The organism is Lactococcus sp. AK05, assembly GCF_041026685.1.
Taxonomy (GTDB): Bacteria; Bacillota; Bacilli; order Lactobacillales; family Streptococcaceae; genus Lactococcus; species Lactococcus lactis.
On sequence record NZ_JBFTEI010000001.1, the window covers coordinates 685,512 to 704,826 of the forward strand.

Genomic DNA, 19,315 nt, shown 5'->3' on the forward strand with positions numbered 1-19,315 from the left:
AGAAAAACAACGTGAGTCAAAATGACATCCGCTGTTTTTTTATGATGAAAAGAGATGAAAATTAATAACAAAAAAGTTGTAATTGTTGGAGCTGGAGCCGTAGGGAGTACTTATGCTCATAATTTAGTTGTTGATGATTTAGCAGACGAAATTGCAATAATAAATACCAACAAAAGTAAAGCTTCAGCCAACAGTTTGGACTTGCTTCATGCGCTTCCTTATTTAAATGCAGCTCCTAAAAATATTTATGCTGCTGATTATTCAGATGTTACTGATGCAGATATTGTTGTTTTGTCTGCTAATGCTCCGTCAGCAACTTTCGGAAAAAATCCAGATCGCCTACAGTTATTAGAAAATAATGTCGAAATGATTCGTGATATAACTCGTAAAACAATGGATGCAGGTTTTGATGGTATTTTCTTGGTCGCATCAAATCCAGTTGATGTCCTTGCTCAAGTTGTTGCAGAAGTATCTGGCTTGCCTAAACATCGTGTGATAGGGACAGGAACGCTTTTAGAAACTAGTCGGATGCGCCAAATCGTTGCTGAAAAACTCCAAATTAATCCTAAAAGTATTCATGGATATGTTTTAGCTGAGCATGGGAAATCAAGTTTTGCCGCTTGGTCAAATGTGACAGTCGGTGCGATTCCATTAACAACGTGGCTCAAAAAATATCCTAATCCAGAGTTTCCAACCTTTGATGAAATTGACCAAGAAATTCGTGAAGTAGGTTTGGACATCTTTATGCAAAAGGGAAATACATCTTACGGAATCGCTGCTTCATTAGCTCGTTTGACAAGAGCAATTTTTAGAAATGAAAGCGTGATTCTGCCAGTTTCTGCCCATTTGACAGGAGAGTATGGCCAGTCCGATTTATATACAGGAAGTCCTGCAATTATTGATAGAACAGGTGTTCGAGCGGTCTTAGAGTTAGAATTAACTCAAGAAGAGCAAGAAAAATTTAAAGCTTCAACGGTTCTTCTTAAAGAGAATTTTGATTCAATTAGAGAAAAATGTACTTTGTAAGTATAATAAAAAGAATAAAGAAATTTATTCTTTTTATTATACAAAACAATGAAATAATATTTCAAAATAAAAAAAGATTAAATTGATACTTGAAATAATAATTCTTTTAAGTTATAATGAATACGTTATCAGGAAATAATATTTCGGAAGGATAAAAAATGTACGGTTTTTCAATTTTTATGAATAGGGACTTGAATGAAAAGGACTATTTATATATTGACAAGATGACTAATCATGGTTTTAAAGGGATTTTCACATCGATGCATATTCCCGAGGATGAAGCAAGTCTATATAAAAAAAGGCTAATAGACTTAGGAATAGCTGCTAAAAAGAATCATTTGAAACTTATGGTTGATATTTCAGGTCAAGCTTTAGAAAAAGCTGGATTTTCTATTGATAGAGTAGAAGAACTTCAAGAACTTGGAGTAACTGGTCTCAGAATGGATTATCATATCAGCAATGAGACAATTGCGCAAGTTAGTCAAAAAATGACTGTCAGTCTAAATGCCAGTACAATTAGGCAAGAAGATATTGACGAGTTAAAAGAAAACAAGGCAAACTTTAATCAGCTTGAAGCCTGGCACAACTATTACCCAAGACCAGAAACAGGCCTTTCTCGGGAGAGCTTTCTTAGAAAAAATGAATTTTTGAAAAGAAATTCATTTAAAGTTATGGCCTTTATTCCGGGAGATGATTCTCTACGCCATCCTTTATATGAAGGATTACCAACCCTTGAAGCGCACCGCTATCAACATCCACTCTCCTCCTTACTTGATATGGAGTCTATAAATATAGATCATATTTATGTTGGGGATGGAGGCTTAAAAGCAAGAACAGCTTGGCAGATTAACCAATATCTTCAAAAGAGGGAACTTGTATTGCAAGCAACCCAAGCAACAAGTGATTTTGCTAAAGTTCTCGGTGAGCATGAAAATAGACAAGATGATGCTAGAGATGTGGTCCGCAGCGCTCAGGCCCGCTTCAATGAAATTTCTGAAATAAGTCCAGAAAATACAATTGAGAGAAAAAAAGGCTCAATTACTATTGATAATTTTGAATATGGTCGTTATATGGGCGAAATTCAAATTACTAAAAGGAATTTGCCAGCAGATAAAAAAGTAAATGTTGTGGGAAATATTATTAAAGAAGATTTAGAACTTATTTCTTTTATTGGTCCAGGACAAAAATTTAAAATAGAAAAAGAGAAAAATAATGATTGATTTATCAACACTAACAACAGAACGACGAAATGACGAAACTTTTAACCTTGACCAAATGACTGTCGCAGAAGCACTTGTTAAAATGAATAATGAAGATAAAAAAGTTGCTTTTGCAGTTGAAGAAGCAATTCCAAGTATTGAACCAGTTATTTCATCAGCGATTGAAGCCTTTAACAAAGGTGGGCGTTTGATTTATATGGGGGCTGGAACAAGTGGTCGTTTAGGTGTACTTGATGCCGCTGAATGTGTCCCAACCTTTGGCGTACCAGCTACCCAAGTGATTGGCTTAATTGCCGGTGGTGACAAAGCAATGACGGTTGCTGTCGAAGGGGCTGAGGATAGTCTTGAACTTGGAAGACAAGATTTGATTGATTTGAATTTGAATGAGACTGATCTTGTTTTAGGAATCGCTGCTAGTGGTCGGACTCCTTATGTAATTGGAGCTTTAGATTACGCTAAAGAAATTGGTGCTAAAACGGCAAGCCTTTCTTGTAATCTTAATGCTGAAATTTCAAAACATGCCGAATTTCCAATTGAAGTTGATTGTGGACCAGAATTTTTAACAGGCTCAACAAGATTAAAATCGGGAACAGCTCAAAAATTAATTTTGAATATGATTTCAACAATTTCAATGATTGGGATTGGTAAAGTTTATAATAACTTGATGGTGGATGTTAAACCAACAAATGAAAAATTAGTTGAGCGTAGTAAACGCATTATTATGCAAGCGACAGATTGTACTTATGAAGAAGCCGAAGAAAAATTCATTGAAGCCGATCAAGATGTTAAACTTGCAATTGTCATGTTATTAACTGATTGTGCAGCAGAAGAAGGAAAAACCAAGCTTGTTAGAGCAAATGGTTTTGTGAAAAATACTCTGAATTAAGAATTTACCTTTTAAGGTAGGAGAAGGAGCAAAAATGGCAGAAGAAAAAATAGCTCGTATTGCACGAGAGATTTATGAAAATGTTGGTGGAACACAAAATGTAAAAAAATTGATTCATTGCATGACTCGTGTTCGGATGACCATTATTGATGATTCAAAAGTTAACTTAGCTGGTTTAAAGGCAATTGATGGAGTGATGGGTGTCGTTGAAGATGAAACACTACAAGTTGTCATCGGACCTGGAACTGTAAATAAAGTTGCTCAAGCAATGGTTGAGACAGTTGGGGTAAGGTTAGGAGAAACTTTCCCAAGTGCTGAAGGTCAATCAATTGATGATTTAATGGCAAAAACAAAATCGGAAGCTAAAGAAAAGTATAATAAGCCTTCAAAATTTAAAGCGGTTCTTAATACGATTTCTAAAATATTCGTTCCATTGATTCCTGCTTTTGTTGGTGCCGGTTTGATTGGTGGGCTGGCTTCTGTTTTAGGAAACTTAGTCACTGCTGGTACCTTAGATGCCGCAACATGGACCCAGTTTATTACCGTCTTAAAAATTATTCAATCTGGAATATTTTCTTACTTAGCCATCTATGTCGGAATTAATTCAGCTCAAGAATTTGGAGCGACACCTTCGCTTGGTGGTGTTATCGGTGCGGTTTCCTTGCTCACAGGAATGAACCCAGAAGCACCATTGAAAAATATCTTTAATGGAAGTGCACTTTCGGCAGGACAAGGTGGAATTATTGGCGTAATTTTCGCTGTTTGGTTACTATCGATTTTAGAAAAACAACTACGTAAATTTATTCCTGACTCAATTGATATTATTGTGACACCAACCATTGGTTTATTGGTCATTGGTTTTGCGGAGATTTTTGCCATTATGCCGGTAGCGGGAGTTATTTCTTCAAGTTTAGTCGGGGCAATTAACTTTATTCTTCAAGTTGGTGGTGGTTTCTCTGGCTTTGTTTTGGGTGTACTTTTCTTACCAATGGTTATGTTTGGTTTACATCAAATCTTAACCCCTATTCATTTAGAAATGATTGCTAAAACAGGCTCAACACAATTATTACCAATCCTTGCAATGGCTGGAGCTGGTCAAGTTGGTGCTGCGATTGCGCTTTGGCTTCGTTTGAGAAAAGATAAAGAATTTGTCGAACTTGTTAAAGGTGCTCTTCCAGTAGGAATTTTAGGAATTGGTGAACCTTTAATTTATGGGATTACCTTACCACTTGGTCGTCCATTCATCACTGCCTGTATCGGTGGGGGGATCGGTGGTGCAATCATCGGTTCATTAGGTCAAGCTGGAGCCATTGCTATTGGCCCTTCAGGCCTTGCTCTCCTTCCACTTATTGCTAATGGCAAATGGTGGGTTTATCTTCTTGGACTATTGGGTGCTTATATTGGTGGATTTATTGCTACTTATCTCTTTGGTATTCCTAAAGATGCAAAAGAAAAAGCAGATAATTATGGGAAATCAGTCCAAATGGAAACTATTCAACCTACTTTACGTGTTGTGACAACTCCAGAATTTTCTAGTTCAACAATCGCATCACCACTTGAGGGGAATGTGAAAGAACTTTCTACAATTGAGGATGAAGTTTTCTCAAGCGGAATGTTGGGTAAAGGAGTAGCCATTGAAGCAGATAATGGAGATGTCGTTTCGCCCGTCGCTGGAGTTGTTACTACAGTTTTTCCAACTAAGCACGCGATTGGTTTGACTAGTGATGACGGTGTTGAAATTCTTATTCATATTGGAATGGATACTGTTGGCTTAAATGGTGAAGCTTTTGAAAGTTTCGTTAAGCAAAATGATCGTGTCAAAAAAGGAGATTTACTGGTAAGAGCAGATCTTTCAAAAATAAAAGCAGCAGGTTTATCTATAATTACACCTGTGGTTATCACAAATTCTGATACTTATCGAGAAATTATTATCAGTCATGGTGGGAAAATAAGTAAAGGTCAAGAGATTATAACAGTAAAAGCATAAAAGTTAGAGGTTGGTTTATACCAACCTCTTTGTTATAATTAAGGAAGAACGGAGAGGTTAAATGGATACTTTACTTATCATTAGGCAAAATTATTCTAGCTTTACGACAGTTGAGAAAAAAATAGCTGACTATATTTTTGAAGTCGGAGAGAAAATGCTAGAAAAAAGTGCGCAAGAAGTGGCTGGAGAAATTGGTAGCTCCTCTGCGGCTTTAGTAAGATTTTCCAGAAAGTTAGGTTATGATGGATTCTCCCAGTTTAAACAAAAATTGAGTGCCTCGTATGCTGCTCATGTAGATGATGAAGAATACTACAAGGAAGTAAATGATTCTGAATCACCTACTTCAATTAAGAATAAACTCAAAGTCCGGGTAAATCACATGGTAGAGACGACAAATTCTGCTCTGTTGGATGATGAAATCATGGAAGCTGTGTCTTCAATTGATGCTGCTGAGAATATCTTTGTTTTTGGAATTGGGGCATCTTCAATGGTTGCTCAGGACATTTTTCAAAAGTTTAGTCGAATTGGCAAGCAAGTTATCTTTATTCAAGATGCCCATTTATTTGTTTCCTCTCTTTCTGTTTCTAATAAAAAAACAATCTTCATTGGAATTTCAATGAAGGGGGAAACAAAAGAAGTTCTGGAACTTGCAAGCGTGGTGAAAAATATGAAAATCCCCATTATTGCAATTACTTCTCGGGAAAATTCAAGCTTGGGACAAATGGCTGATTGTATTCTTCATTCTGTTTCTGGTGAAGATTATCAAATGCGGACTGCTGCAACAATGAGTTTGATGGCTCAGCTTTATGTTGTTGACATTCTTTTTTATATGTATGTATCAGAGCATTTTACAGAAAGTTATGACAAGTTGGAAAAAACACGTGATGCTATAAAATTATTGGAAAAAAAGTGACAGGATTGAAATTTATTAATGATGAGTTGATTTCTGCAATTTTTTTCACAATGTGATAAAATAGACCATGTAAAAGATGGACTGAAGTCCAAAATTTAAGAGGCCTAAACGCCCTATAAGGAGAATTAGAATGTCACGTAAACCAATTATCGCCGGTAACTGGAAAATGAACAAAACTTTGTCAGAAGCGCAAGCTTTTGTTGAAGCTGTAAAAAATAACTTGCCTTCATCTGATAAAGTTGAATCAGTTATCGGTGCACCTGCACTTTTCCTCGCTCCTATGGCTTACCTTCGTCAAGGTTCAGAATTGAAACTTGCTGCTGAAAATAGCTACTTTGAAAATGCTGGAGCGTTCACTGGTGAAAATAGTCCAGCTGCTATCGTTGATTTAGGTGTTGAATACATCATCATCGGTCACAGCGAACGTCGTGAATATTTCCACGAAACTGACGAAGACATCAACAAAAAAGCAAAAGCAATCTTCGCTGCTGGAGCAACTCCAATCCTTTGTTGTGGTGAAACTTTGGAAACTTTTGAAGCTGGAAAAACAGCTGAATGGGTTTCAGGTCAAATCGAAGCTGGTCTTGCTGGCTTGAGTGCTGAACAAGTTTCAAACTTGGTTATTGCTTATGAACCAATCTGGGCAATCGGAACTGGTAAAACTGCAACAAACGAAATCGCTGACGAAACTTGTGGTGTTGTTCGTTCAACAGTTGAAAAACTTTACGGAAAAGAAGTTTCAGAAGCTGTACGTATTCAATACGGTGGTTCAGTTAAACCTGAAACAATCGAAGGATTGATGGCTAAAGAAAACATCGACGGTGCCCTCGTTGGTGGAGCTTCACTTGAAGCTGATAGCTTCCTTGCATTGCTTGAAATGTACAAATAATTTTATAATTATGGGTTGAATGAAAGTACTGTTTCTGTCAGTACTTTTTTCGTACATTTTTTAGTTTTTGTCATAGGATTGAAGTTTATAGTTCTGCTAGTATCTCTATCAGTAAAACTTTTGATAAAATAAAGAGATGACAAATTAATTAAGGGGAGAAAAATGTGTACCAGTTTTCAACTAAAGTCAAGTGACGGTGGATTGGTTTTTGCTAGAACAATGGATTGGCATACTTTTAATGCCGCTGCCCTTGTTCTACCAAGAAATTATGAATGGACAAGCGTTTATAACAATCAAAAAATGATTAATCCATATGCTATCCTTGGCGTCGGAAATAGCGAAATGAGATTACATGCTGATATTTCAGATGGAGTAAATGAATATGGCTTGGCGGCGCAAAAACTAACTTTTTCAAATCAGTCAGATTACGCTAAAGAAGCAGAGAAGGGAAAAGTTCAACTTGCGGCTTTTGAGTTTTTGCTTTGGTTGCTGGGAAATTGCCGTTCAATTGAAGAAGTTCGTCAGAATATTGATAATGTACAGTTGATGACTGATGAAAATGCAATCTACAAATTTGGACGTAATGATTTACATTTTTCTGCGACAGATCCAAGCGGACAAATGATTAATATTGAACCGCATGGTGGACGATTGGTCATTTCAGATAATCCAATTGGTGTGGTTACAAATGCTCCTAAATTTGAGAATGAAGTCCAGAAATTAAGGACTTATATGGATATCAATTTACTGACAGAAAGTGAAAATACTTCTGTCAGTAAAAATGAGGATAGTAATTCATCATTAGAAAATCTGTCAGTAAAAAATGATAATCCTAACCAAATTTCGACAGGAAGTTTCAATGGGAAACCAGTTTTTCCTGGAGGATTCACACCAACAGCTCGATTTATTCGAGCAGCTATTTACAAAGAAAGAGCGGTGTATCCTAAAGATGAACAGCAAAATATTGTTGAAGCATGGCATATTTTAAATGGTGTTACAGTTCCAAAGTCTGAAGGCCGCTCAGGGACTTATACTGTTTATCGCAGTGCTGTGGAAGTGAACAGTCGCAGACTTTACTTACAAACGTATGATGATTTAAGTATACAAGTCTATCGTTTCCCAGATGAATTATAATCTTAAGATTTTGTTATAATGAAAACAAAATTATTTTAGGAGAATTTAATGCATCTCATCGTTATTTTAGGCGCACTTATTTCAATATCTTTTACAACTACTTATCTTATCGCTAGTCTGCGTGGTCGAGTTAAACCAAATAAAATTACTTGGTTAATTTGGGGAATTGCTCCATTGATTAGTACAGCAGCATCCTTATCAACTGGTGTTTCTTGGGCAAGTTTACCCGTATTTATGGCTGGCTTTGGTCCAATTTTAGTTTTTATTGTTTCGTCATTTAACAAAGTAGCTTATTGGAGAATTGAAAGATTTGATTATATTTGTGGCCTTGTTTCTATTTTGGCCTTAGTAGCTTGGTATTTGACTAAAAATCCTAATGTTGCGATATCTCTTGCGATATTATCAGATGCTCTAGCCGCATTACCTACCATGTTAAAAGGTTGGAAGTATCCCGAAACAGAAAATGGTTTCTTGTTTTTAGGTAGTCTTTTTTCTGCATCAACAAGTTTTACAGAGATTCATCATTGGAATTTCGCAGAAGTTGCTTTTCCAATTTATCTCATCTTGCTTAGTTTGACAATGTTATTCCTCATTGAAGGAAGAAGAAAATACTTAAATTATAAAAAAGTACTTTGACAAGTACTTTTTTTTATAATTTAAGCCTTAAGATAAAGTACGATTCTAATATAAAATTGCAAAATAAAGTAATTTATAATAAAATATAAAGATATAAACGTATTTTATATTTAATTTTTGTATTTTAAAATAATAAATATGGTTTCAATTGGAAGACCTAAACTTTAATATGATTTAAATGGTTTAAGCTCAATAAGTGAAATGTTGAAAAAGTTATGCGAAAGGTAACGAATGTGAGAAAATATCAGAAGGAAAATGTTTACGAAGCTTTCAATAAACGACTAGATTATATTTGTAATTATTTCGACCACTTAATTGTCTCCTTTTCTGGCGGGAAAGATTCTGGATTGATGCTAGAACTTGTTCATCGTTATTATGAAGAAAATAAACTTGCTGACAAAGAAATAGCAGTTTCTGTTTATTATCTTGACTATGAGGGGAATTATCAAGAAACCAAAGACTATATAGAACGCTCAATGGGGAAATATCCTGATTTTGATTATTATCATATTTGTATGCCTGTCTCTGCTTCTTGTGGAATATCGATGTCACAATCGACTTGGCTTCCTTGGGACCCTGAACATCCCGAACTCTGGTTGAATTCAGTTCCAGAAGGAGCAATTCATCTTGAAAATCACAATTTCCCATTTTTTGAAATAGGAATGTCTGATTATGATTTTCAAAGCAAATTCTGTCAGTGGCTTCATCAAGAAAAGAAAGCAGAAAGAACAGCAGTTCTTGTCGGAATCAGAGCTCAAGAAAGTTTAAATCGCTTTAATGCTGTGACACGTGATGAAACTTTTTCAAGATTTGGAACTACAAATTATAGTCATCGAATTTTTCATAATGTTTTCAATTTTTATCCGATGTATGATTGGTTGTTTGAGGATGTCTGGGTAGCAAATGCTAAATTTTCTTTTGATTATAATCATTTATATGATTTATATTTTCAAGCAGGAGTCCCCTTTAAAAGTATGAGGGTTGCCAATCCTTTTCATCAATGTGGCGTCTCATCTTTGAAATTGTATCAAGCATTGGAGCCAGAGACTTGGGGAAAATTGATTGGTCGTGTCAATGGAGCAAATTTTGCGGCTATTTATGGTGGGACAATTGCTCTTGGTTATCGTGGAGTCAGTCTTCCTAAGGGGCATACTTGGGAGACCTATGTTGACTTTTTACTCAAGACATTACCAGAGGATATTCGAGAAGTTTATCTGAAAAAGTTCCAGAGTTCTCTGACTTACTGGACAAAAAATGGGGGAGCTTTGCCTCAGAAAGTTGTCAGTGAACTTGAAGAAACAAATTTGCAATTTGAAAATTTAGGTACTCCAAAAAATAATCGAAATTACAAACAGGAATATGAATTAGTTCGTTTCAAAAAATATCCTGATGATGTACCAATTAAAAATTTCAGATTAGTTCCCTCTTATAAGAGAATGTGTATCACCATTTTAAAAAATGATACTTCCTGTCAATATATGGGATTTGGTCAAACGAAAGATGAATTGCAAAAGAAGAAGGAGGCAATGAAAAAATGGGAGAGCTTTTTGTAAGTCCAGCTTATCAAGTGAGACGGGTTCCAATTGAAAAGATTAGAGCAAATTCATATAATCCTAATAAAACTGCGCCGACTGAATTTAAACTTTTAGAACGGTCGATATTAGAAGATGGTTATACCATGCCAATTGTCTGCTATTATGACAAAGAAAATGATACTTATGAGATCGTGGATGGTTTTCACCGCTATCTTGTAATGAAAAATTCTGAAACGATTGCGCAAAGAGAAGGGAACTGTTTACCCGTTTCTGTGATTGATCGCCCATTAGAAGATAGAATAGCCAGTACGATTCGCCATAATCGTGCCAGAGGGACTCATTCAGTAGAATTAATGACAGAAATTGTTCAACAATTAATTGAAGCTGGCTTAAGTGATCGGTGGATTATGAAAAATATTGGAATGGATAAAGAAGAATTACTAAGGCTCAAACAATTAAGTGGACTTGCCTCTTTGTTTAAAGGAGGGGAGTTTTCACGGTCTTGGGAATGGGATAAAGAAGAATAGAGTGTAGTTAAAGCTACCCTCTTTTTTATCTATATTTTCCGTTTTGTAAAGTCAATTGCTATCCATAGGTGTGTTATAATAGGTCAAGTATTTGTGATTTTTATTGGTAAGATTAATTTTAGGGTTAATCCTCTCACTATCTTTCATTGAATAGGAAAAATTTTTGAAGGGATTTATAAATGTTGCAAAAACCTAATTCGGCTTATTTTCACATTCCTTTTTGTTCTCATATTTGTTATTATTGCGATTTTGCTAAAGTATTGATGACAGGACAGCCGATTGATGCTTATATTGAATCGCTCATAGAAGAATTTCAAAGTTTCGAGATAGAAAAATTAAGAACAATCTATATTGGTGGTGGAACGCCCAGTGTTTTGTCAGCCCAACAACTTGAACGTTTATTGACAGCGATTACTGAACAGTTAAATTTAGAAGTTTTGGAAGAATTTACTGTTGAAGCAAATCCAGGGGATTTATCAGATGAGGTCATTAAAGTTTTGGCTGATTCAGCAGTCAATCGAATTTCATTAGGTGTCCAAACTTTTAATGATGCTTTGCTCAAAAAAATTGGGCGGACACATACAGAAGTTCAAGTCTATGATTCAGTTGAAAGACTGAAAAAAGCTGGATTTGAAAATATTACGATTGATTTAATCTATGCTTTACCTGGGCAAACGATGGAGATGGTTAAGTCAGATGTTGAAAAATTTTTAGAATTAAAACTACCACATGTGGCATTATATAGTCTTATTTTAGAGGATCACACAGTTTTTATGAATCGACAACGTCGTGGACTTTTACGCCTGCCAAGTGAAGATAAAAATGCGGACATGTATGAATATATCATGGATATTTTAGCTAAAAATGGTTATAATCACTATGAAGTTTCAAATTTTGGCTTACCAGGATTTGAGAGCAAACATAATATAACTTATTGGGATAATGAGGAATATTATGGAATTGGTGCTGGAGCGTCAGGATATTTAGCAGGGATTCGTTATAAAAATCTTGGCCCAGTTCATCATTACCTTAAAGCTGCTCCAACTGAAAAAAGGGTAAACGAAGAAGTTTTAAGTAAAAAATCTCAAATAGAAGAAGAAATGTTCTTAGGTCTTCGGAAAAAATCGGGAGTTTTGGTTGAGAAGTTTGAAAAGAAATTTAAGTGTTCATTTGAAAAATTATACGGTGAACAAATCACAGAACTTATTAATCAAAAATTATTATATGATGATAGACAAAGAATTCATATGACAGACAAAGGTTTTGAGTTGGGGAATAATGTCTTTGAGAAATTTTTGCTCGATGATATTAATTTTTAATGCTATCGTGATGAATTTTTGTGAAAGTTATGTTACAATATAATTAATGAAACCTAAAATGAGACGTAAACTTAAAAAAATGGGAGCTTTTATCTTTACAGCATCCATGATTGCAATGATCGCCTTACTTGGTTTAGTACGAATTCGACCGGTAGAACCTCCTAAAAAAGCAGCAACTGAAAAAATTGTTGTAAATCATATTTTGGATGAGAAGGTTTTGGATTTGAATAAACCAGTTGTTGACCTTTCGGGTTGGCAACGTCCAGAAGATATTGATTACAACACCTTGAGTCAGCATGTGATTGGTGCGGTTATTCGTGTCAATGGCTCTTATGGTCATGCTGATAATTCAGCAAGCAAGGATGGAGAAGATACTGCCTATAAACAGCATATTAAAGCTTTCCAAGAGCGGGGAATCCCGACTGCGGTTTATGCTTTTGTGACTGGAGAAAACACTTCTGAAATGAGGAAGCAAGCAAGAGACTTTTATCGTCGAGCAAGCCCTTATAAGCCGACCTATTATTGGCTTGATGTCGAGGTAACCAATATGAAAAATATGAACCAAGGGATTGAGGCTTTTCGCTCTGAGTTGGAGAAACAAGGAGCTAAAAACATTGGTATTTATGCCCAAGACTGGTTCTTGCGAGATAATCAAATAAAAGTTGATAAATTTAAAGCGATTTGGATTGCTGCCTATGGACGAAATACAGGTTATTGGGATGCTTCACCAGAAACGACTTTAAGTTATAAAATGCAACAATTTACTGACCAAGGAACTTTACCAGGTTACTCGGGAAATGTTGATTTGAATATGGTTAATAACCAAACCAACTATAATGAATTGTTTAAAAATCAAAAATAAAAAAACTTTCAAGTTAATTTATGATTCTCTTGGAAGTTTTTTTATTAAGCCTGAAATAAATAAATTTGCTATAATAAATCAAAAAGCAATTAAGGAGTTCATGATGTCAGAGAAATTTACAAGACCAAGTAAAGATGAATATTTTAAAGAAATTGTCCAAGTGGTTGCAAAACGCTCAACTTGTAACCATGCTCAAGTAGGAGCTTTATTGGTCAGTCCAAATGGTCAACTTCTCTCTACGGGATATAATGGTGCGGTTTCAGGGATGCCACATTGTACAGATATTGGTTGTACTGAAGATAAATATGGACACTGTGTAGCAACGGTCCATGCAGAACAAAATGCGATTGCTCAAGCTGCTAAACATGGTGTTTCACCAGAAGGAGCGATTTTATATACAACTTTATTTCCTTGCCTTGCCTGCCTGAAATTAGTTGTTGCTGCTGGTGTGAAAGAAATTAAATACATTGATGAGTATCATGCGAAAGATCCTTATGAAGAATTATTGATTGATACTTTAGAAATCGCCTGTGAAAAAATTTAATTAGCTTTGAGAACTTTAAAAACTCTGGCTAATAGATGAGCAATTTATGAAAATTGCTCTTTTTTTTGCTAAAATAGAAGGCGAGGTTATCATAAAATGGGTATAAAATATCAACAAAATTATCAAGTTCCTTTCTATGAAAGTGATGCTTTTAAAAAAATGCGAATTTCAAGCCTTTTAGCTGTGGCTTTACAGATTTCTGGAGAGCAATCAACGGCACTTGGATGCTCAGATGTCTGGGTATTTGAGAGATATGGCCTCTTTTGGGCAGTTATTGAATATGAATTGACGATTCATCGTTTACCAGAATTTAATGAAAAAATAACAATTGAAACTGAAGCAACTAGTTATAATAAATTCTTTTGTTATCGTAATTTCTCATTTTTAGATGAAAATGGAGAAGTTTTAGTTGAAATTCGTTCAACTTGGGTTTTGATGGATAAGGCAACGAGAAAAATTGACCGTGTATTGGATGAAATTGTTGATCCTTATGAATCTGAAAAAGTATCAAAAATTTCACGTCCTCATAAATTCCGTAAAATTGACGAATTTAGTGATGCTCAAAAAATTGTTTATCCTGTCCGTTTTTCAGCGTTAGATATGAATGGACATGTTAATAATGCGAAATATTATGATTGGGCAGCTGATATGGTGGATTTTGAATTCCGTAAAAATCATCAACCCAAACATGTATTTATAAAATATAATCATGAAGTCCTTTATGGTGAAGAAATCAATGCTTTAATGTCTTGGGAAGACGAAGTGAGTCATCACAATTTTAATGACGGAAGTACTCAAATTGAAATTCACTGGGGAAAAATTTAATGGCAGCTCTGTCAGTAAATTTTAGTGAAAAAAAGTAGAAGAGAATAAAATGACAAATAAAAAATATGGTGGTTACTTAATTGACCTTGACGGGACAATTTACTTGGGAAATAAGCGTATTCCTGCAGGCGAGAATTTCATTCATCGGCTACAAGAGGCTAAAATACCTTATCTTTTGGTCACAAATAACACAACAAAAACACCGCGCGTGGTACAACGCCGTTTGAGTCAACAATTTAATATTGACACTCCATTGGAAACAATTTATACTGCAAGTCTTGCTACTGTTGATTATATGAATGATTTAGGCTTAGAAAAAACAGTTTATATCATTGGAGAAGATGGGCTTAAAGAAGCGATTTATGAGGCAGGTTACAAAAAAGATCGTGAGAATCCAGCTTACGTTGTGGTCGCTTTAGATACTGATTTAACTTATGAAATGCTTGTCCTTGCTACTCTGGCAATTCATAAAGGAGCTAAATTTATCGGAACAAATCCAGATTTGAATTTGCCAAACGAACGTGGTTTGACTCCTGGAGCTGGAGCGCTGATAAAAATGCTTGAAGCAGCAACACGAGTTGAAGCAACCATTATTGGTAAGCCAGAAGCTATTATTGCCAATAAAGCGGTCGAAAAATTAGGGCTTCCTAAATCTGATTTATTAATGGTTGGCGACAATTATCTGACAGATATTCATACGGGCATTAATAACGGAATTGATAGCTTGCTTGTCACAACTGGATTTACAAGAGCTGAAGAAGTACCAAATCTTCCAGTTCCTCCGACTTATGTAGTAGCTAGTTTAGATGAGTGGGAAGTTTGAAAATATTACTGACAGGTCTGTCAGTAATTGATTGCTTTTAAAAATTTACTGACGGAAAAATTAATTTCTGTCAGTAAATTTTAGAATACTTTGGGAGCGCCTATGAGAGATAAAGTCATTTTTGGATTTAGTATTTTATGGATTATTGCCTTGTCAGTAACTTTAACTATTTTTTTGGCGATTCCCTTATTTTTTGGTGAAATTTTTTGGTATCAATTAACCGATTTAGTTCAAATGACTGCCGGTAAAATATGGCATAATTTTTTAATTCTGATGAATTATTTAATTAATCCTTTGGAAACGAAACTATCTATGCCTGATTTCCCTTCGTCAGCAAGTGGTCTTCACCATTTCGCAGAAGTGAAAAATTTGTTTATGCTTGTTTTCTTTCTGACAATCATTTTGATTCCTTTCACTATTCGATTTATAAAAGAAAATCTTTCGCTTGTTTTCCATAATGCGCTTAGAGTTGTTATGCTATTTCCTTTAGCAATTGGAGTTATTGCTTGGCTAATTGGCTTTGACCAATTTTTTGTAGCTTTTCATGAAGTGCTTTTTCGGGATAATAGTTGGCTCTTTGACCCAGCGACAGACCCGATTATTAGCGTTTTGCCTGAGCAATTTTTCATGCATAGCTTTTTAATCTTTTTACTCATCTATGAATTAATCTTTTTTGTCATTTATAGACGTGGAACTTTATTTTTAAAGAAAAAATACTGACAGAATGGTCGGTGTTTTTTTATTGTTTGCTATTTCCGAATGATGTTATGTGTTTTTTGAAGAAATAGAAGTAAATAACTAAAAAAACCGTTTAATTGAGATAAAATGAATAAGGAAGGTTGAGCAGACAGAGATTTTATAATCGTTCAACTAGTGAAACCCGAAGGGTTTGGTCGGTCTTTTCTGTAAATCAAATCATAAATGAGTTCACAGGCTAGAAATTCATAAAAGCCTACTCATTCTCAAGGAGAAATTGCAATGAATAATCTAAACTCAGTATTTGACTACGAAGACATCCAACTTATCCCGAATAAATGTGTAATTAACAGCCGATCAGAAGCAGACACAAGCGTAAAACTAGGAAATTTTACGTTCAAGCTCCCTGTTGTTCCAGCGAATATGCAAACCATTATTGATGATAAAATTGCTGAAATGCTTGCAAAAGAAGGTTATTTCTATATCATGCACCGTTTTGAAGCAGAAAATAGAGCGGCATTTATTAAAAAAATGCACCAACAAGGCCTGATTGCCTCAATTTCTGTTGGTGTTAAAGCAGATGAACATGCTTTTATTCGTGAAATTTCAGCAGACGCACTCATTCCCGAATTTATTACAATTGATATTGCTCATGGACATGCAGATTCTGTTATTAAAACGATTCAATTGATTAAACGTTTGATGCCACAAACTTTTGTTATTGCTGGAAATGTTGGAACGCCAGAAGCTGTCCGTGAATTGGAAAACGCTGGAGCAGATGCGACTAAAGTCGGCATTGGTCCAGGGAAAGTATGTATCACAAAAGTTAAAACTGGATTTGGTACAGGTGGTTGGCAACTTGCAGCGGTAAAATGGTGTGCTAAAGCAGCAAGTAAACCAGTTATTGCTGACGGCGGAATTCGTACTCATGGCGATATCGCAAAATCAATCCGTATGGGAGCAACAATGGTAATGGTCGGTTCACTTTTTGCTGCACACGAAGAATCACCAGGACAAACTGTTGAACGTGACGGACAACTTTTCAAAGAATATTTTGGTTCGGCTTCAGAATATCAAAAAGGTGAACACAAAAATGTCGAAGGAAAGAAAATTCTCCTTCCTCACAAAGGCTCACTTAAAGATACATTGAAAGAAATGGAAGAAGATCTCCAAAGTTCAATTTCTTATGCTGGTGGTCGTGATTTGTCTGCGCTGACAAAAGTTGATTATGTTGTTGTTAAAAACTCAATTTGGAATGGTGATGCGATTTAGTAAGCATTTTCTTTCCCATTGTTCGGGAATACCAAAACTTATGCTTGAAAAACTTTAGCATTTAGTCTATAATAGAACAATCTTATTTATACCTAGAATATGGCTGGGCGTTTCTACCTCGTACCGTAAATGCGAGACAATAAGGAAATTCGATTTTTCAGTAAATTTAATTTCTTTTTTGCGTATTTGAAACGTCTTGTTATTTTTTATAACGAGACGTTTTTCTCACCTGTGGGCACAGATGAGAAAAAATTTTTTTAAGGAGAGAATAATGAAGTTATTAGAAGACCGCATTCATACAGACGGTCAAGTATTAGGACAAGACATTCTTAAAGTTGACCGCTTTTTGACACACCAAGTGGATTATCAATTGATGAAGGAAATCGGGAAACGTTTTGCACAAGTTTATGCAAATTCAGGAGTTACAAAAGTCGTAACCATTGAAGCAAGTGGGATTGCCCCTGCTTTATATGCTGCTGAATCACTCAACGTTCCAATGATTTTTGCTAAAAAAGCAAAAAATGTAACCATGAATGATGATTTATTGATTACAGAAGTTTATTCTTTCACTAAAAAATTAACTTCAACTGTCCAAATTTCAAGCAAACTCATTGAAGAAGGCGATAAAGTCTTGATTATTGATGACTTTTTAGCTAATGGTCAAGCAGCACTTGGTTTGGTTCATTTAATGGAACAAGCTAAAGCAGAAGTTGTCGGTTTAGGAATGGTGATTGAAAAATCTTTCCAAGATGGCCGTCAAAAACTTCTTGACCAAGGAATGAAACTTACCAGTCTTGCCCGGATTGAAAAATTTGAAGATGGTAAAGTCATCTTCGCCCCAGCCGATGATAAAGATTTCGACTAAGCTTAAGCAATAAGAAAATAAAAAAAGAAAAATTTAAGGAAAATCAAAATGTCTCAAAAAAATGAACAAAGCCAGGAGCAAAGTAACTCAAAATCTGCTGTTTTAGGATTACAACATCTGCTGGCCATGTATTCAGGTTCAATTCTTGTTCCAATCATGATTGCTGGAGCTTTAAATTACTCAGCGACTCAGTTAACCTATTTAATTTCGGCAGATATTTTCATGTGTGGTTTAGCCACTTTCTTGCAACTTCAACTACGTAAGCACTTCGGGATTGGCTTACCAGTTGTCCTTGGAGTTGCTTTTCAATCTGTTGCTCCATTAATTATTATTGGTCAAAGACATGGCTCTGGAGCAATGTTTGGTTCATTAATGGTTGCAGGGGTTTTCGTTATTTTGGTTTCAGGAATTTTCTCTAAAATCCGAAAACTATTTCCACCAATCGTTACTGGTTCAGTAATTACAACAATTGGTTTAAGCCTTATTCCTGTTGCTATTGGCAATATGGGGAATAACGTTGACAAACCAACAATCCAAAGTTTAATTTTAGCTGTTTCAACTATAGTGATTATTCTTTTAATTAATATCTTTACTACTGGATTTATTCGTTCTATTGCTATTTTAATTGGACTTATTGCTGGAACAATTTTGGCTGCTAGCATGGGCTTAGTTGATTTTTCAGTTGTTTCTCAAGCACCATGGGCACACTTGCCACAACCTTTTTATTTCTCAGCACCTAAATTTTATTTGGCTGATTCATTAATGATGATTATTATTGCTATCGTGTCATTGGTTGAATCAACAGGAGTTTATTTAGCTCTTGCTGATATTACTGGTGAAAATCTTGATGAAAAACGTTTGCGTAATGGTTATCGTGCGGAAGGATTTGCTGTATTTCTTGGTGGTGTTTTCAACACTTTCCCTTACACAGGTTTTTCACAAAACGTTGGTTTAGTGCAATTATCAGGAATTAAAACACGTAAACCTATTTATTTCACAGCTGGATTTTTAATTGTATTAGGACTTATTCCAAAATTTGCCGCTGTTGCACAACTTATTCCAACTCCAGTATTGGGTGGAGCGATGTTGATTATGTTTGGTATGGTTGCCACACAAGGAATTAGAATGCTGGCAAAAGTTGAATTTGAAGGAAATCAAAATCTTCTGATTGCTGCAGTTGCTATTGCGATGGGTGTTGGTTTTAACTCAACAAACTTATTTACAGCACTTCCAAGCTTTATTCAACCTTTTGTTTCTAATGGGATTGTGATGAGTACTGTTTCAGCAATTATCCTGAATTTAGTATTTAATCATGGGAAAAAAGATGAATTAGTTACTGACGAAACAAAATAAAAT

At 35.2% G+C, this 19,315-nt stretch carries 19 protein-coding genes and 1 riboswitch; all 19 genes read left to right on the top strand.

Features of this window, described 5'->3' with window-relative positions; genetic code table 11:
• The first annotated feature begins 54 nt into the window (after positions 1–54).
• The 19 genes from AB6B24_RS03310 to AB6B24_RS03400 all read left to right on the top strand — a co-directional run bounded on the left by AB6B24_RS03310 (position 55) and on the right by AB6B24_RS03400 (position 19,312).
• The gene (locus AB6B24_RS03310) at positions 55–1,026 is read left to right on the top strand and encodes an L-lactate dehydrogenase (RefSeq protein ID WP_311919003.1); all 972 of its coding nucleotides are present in this window, start codon (positions 55–57) and stop codon (positions 1,024–1,026) included.
• 158 nt (positions 1,027–1,184) lie between these two features.
• Positions 1,185–2,246: a DUF871 domain-containing protein gene (locus AB6B24_RS03315; RefSeq protein ID WP_311919002.1), complete on the top strand. Its 1,062-nt coding sequence runs from the start codon at positions 1,185–1,187 to the stop codon at positions 2,244–2,246.
• Positions 2,239–3,132 carry an N-acetylmuramic acid 6-phosphate etherase gene (gene murQ, locus AB6B24_RS03320; RefSeq protein WP_311802607.1) on the top strand — a complete coding sequence of 298 codons (894 nt, stop codon included), beginning with the start codon at positions 2,239–2,241 and terminating at the stop codon, positions 3,130–3,132. The genes AB6B24_RS03315 and murQ overlap by 8 nt, the downstream gene beginning before the upstream one ends.
• A 34-nt stretch (positions 3,133–3,166) precedes the next feature.
• Positions 3,167–5,119, top strand: a complete 1,953-nt coding sequence (locus tag AB6B24_RS03325; protein ID WP_311919001.1) for a glucose PTS transporter subunit IIA — start codon at positions 3,167–3,169, stop codon at positions 5,117–5,119.
• Between the two features lie 61 nt (positions 5,120–5,180).
• Positions 5,181–6,032: a MurR/RpiR family transcriptional regulator gene (locus tag AB6B24_RS03330; protein WP_003132077.1), complete on the top strand. Its 852-nt coding sequence runs from the start codon at positions 5,181–5,183 to the stop codon at positions 6,030–6,032.
• A 130-nt stretch (positions 6,033–6,162) separates the two neighbouring features.
• Positions 6,163–6,921: a triose-phosphate isomerase gene (gene tpiA, locus AB6B24_RS03335; RefSeq protein ID WP_029343862.1), complete on the top strand. Its 759-nt coding sequence runs from the start codon at positions 6,163–6,165 to the stop codon at positions 6,919–6,921.
• 162 nt (positions 6,922–7,083) lie between these two features.
• On the top strand, positions 7,084–8,055 hold the full coding sequence (locus tag AB6B24_RS03340; RefSeq protein ID WP_047206234.1) for a choloylglycine hydrolase family protein: 972 nt from the start codon (positions 7,084–7,086) through the stop codon (positions 8,053–8,055).
• A gap of 48 nt (positions 8,056–8,103) precedes the next feature.
• Positions 8,104–8,691, top strand: coding sequence for a hypothetical protein (locus tag AB6B24_RS03345; protein WP_311919000.1), 588 nt, complete (start codon positions 8,104–8,106; stop codon positions 8,689–8,691).
• 233 nt (positions 8,692–8,924) lie between these two features.
• Positions 8,925–10,244 (top strand): phosphoadenosine phosphosulfate reductase, encoded by a 1,320-nt coding sequence (locus AB6B24_RS03350; protein ID WP_277730413.1) that lies wholly within the window; start codon positions 8,925–8,927, stop codon positions 10,242–10,244.
• Complete coding sequence (locus AB6B24_RS03355; protein WP_153241443.1) at positions 10,226–10,753, top strand: ParB/RepB/Spo0J family partition protein; 528 nt, start codon at positions 10,226–10,228, stop codon at positions 10,751–10,753. The genes AB6B24_RS03350 and AB6B24_RS03355 overlap by 19 nt, the downstream gene beginning before the upstream one ends.
• Before the next feature lie 179 nt (positions 10,754–10,932).
• Complete coding sequence (gene hemW, locus AB6B24_RS03360; protein WP_195935372.1) at positions 10,933–12,072, top strand: radical SAM family heme chaperone HemW; 1,140 nt, start codon at positions 10,933–10,935, stop codon at positions 12,070–12,072.
• Between the two features lie 58 nt (positions 12,073–12,130).
• Positions 12,131–12,934 (top strand): glycoside hydrolase family 25 protein, encoded by an 804-nt coding sequence (locus AB6B24_RS03365; RefSeq protein ID WP_014570581.1) that lies wholly within the window; start codon positions 12,131–12,133, stop codon positions 12,932–12,934.
• A 103-nt stretch (positions 12,935–13,037) separates the two neighbouring features.
• The gene (locus tag AB6B24_RS03370) at positions 13,038–13,478 is read left to right on the top strand and encodes a cytidine/deoxycytidylate deaminase family protein (protein ID WP_021721810.1); all 441 of its coding nucleotides are present in this window, start codon (positions 13,038–13,040) and stop codon (positions 13,476–13,478) included.
• Positions 13,479–13,574: 96 nt separating this feature from the next.
• Positions 13,575–14,303, top strand: coding sequence for an acyl-[acyl-carrier-protein] thioesterase (locus tag AB6B24_RS03375; protein WP_369164166.1), 729 nt, complete (start codon positions 13,575–13,577; stop codon positions 14,301–14,303).
• 49 nt (positions 14,304–14,352) lie between these two features.
• Positions 14,353–15,126 (top strand): TIGR01457 family HAD-type hydrolase, encoded by a 774-nt coding sequence (locus AB6B24_RS03380; protein ID WP_012897745.1) that lies wholly within the window; start codon positions 14,353–14,355, stop codon positions 15,124–15,126.
• A gap of 102 nt (positions 15,127–15,228) precedes the next feature.
• The gene (locus AB6B24_RS03385; RefSeq protein ID WP_021721812.1) at positions 15,229–15,846 is read left to right on the top strand and encodes a TIGR01906 family membrane protein; all 618 of its coding nucleotides are present in this window, start codon (positions 15,229–15,231) and stop codon (positions 15,844–15,846) included.
• 258 nt (positions 15,847–16,104) lie between these two features.
• Complete coding sequence (gene guaC / locus AB6B24_RS03390) at positions 16,105–17,094, top strand: GMP reductase (protein ID WP_012897747.1); 990 nt, start codon at positions 16,105–16,107, stop codon at positions 17,092–17,094.
• Between the two features lie 62 nt (positions 17,095–17,156).
• Positions 17,157–17,254: riboswitch (purine riboswitch) on the top strand.
• A gap of 111 nt (positions 17,255–17,365) precedes the next feature.
• Positions 17,366–17,959, top strand: coding sequence for a xanthine phosphoribosyltransferase (locus AB6B24_RS03395; protein WP_029343871.1), 594 nt, complete (start codon positions 17,366–17,368; stop codon positions 17,957–17,959).
• A 48-nt stretch (positions 17,960–18,007) separates the two neighbouring features.
• Complete coding sequence (locus AB6B24_RS03400; protein WP_003132095.1) at positions 18,008–19,312, top strand: nucleobase:cation symporter-2 family protein; 1,305 nt, start codon at positions 18,008–18,010, stop codon at positions 19,310–19,312.
• The last annotated feature ends 3 nt before the right edge of the window (positions 19,313–19,315 follow it).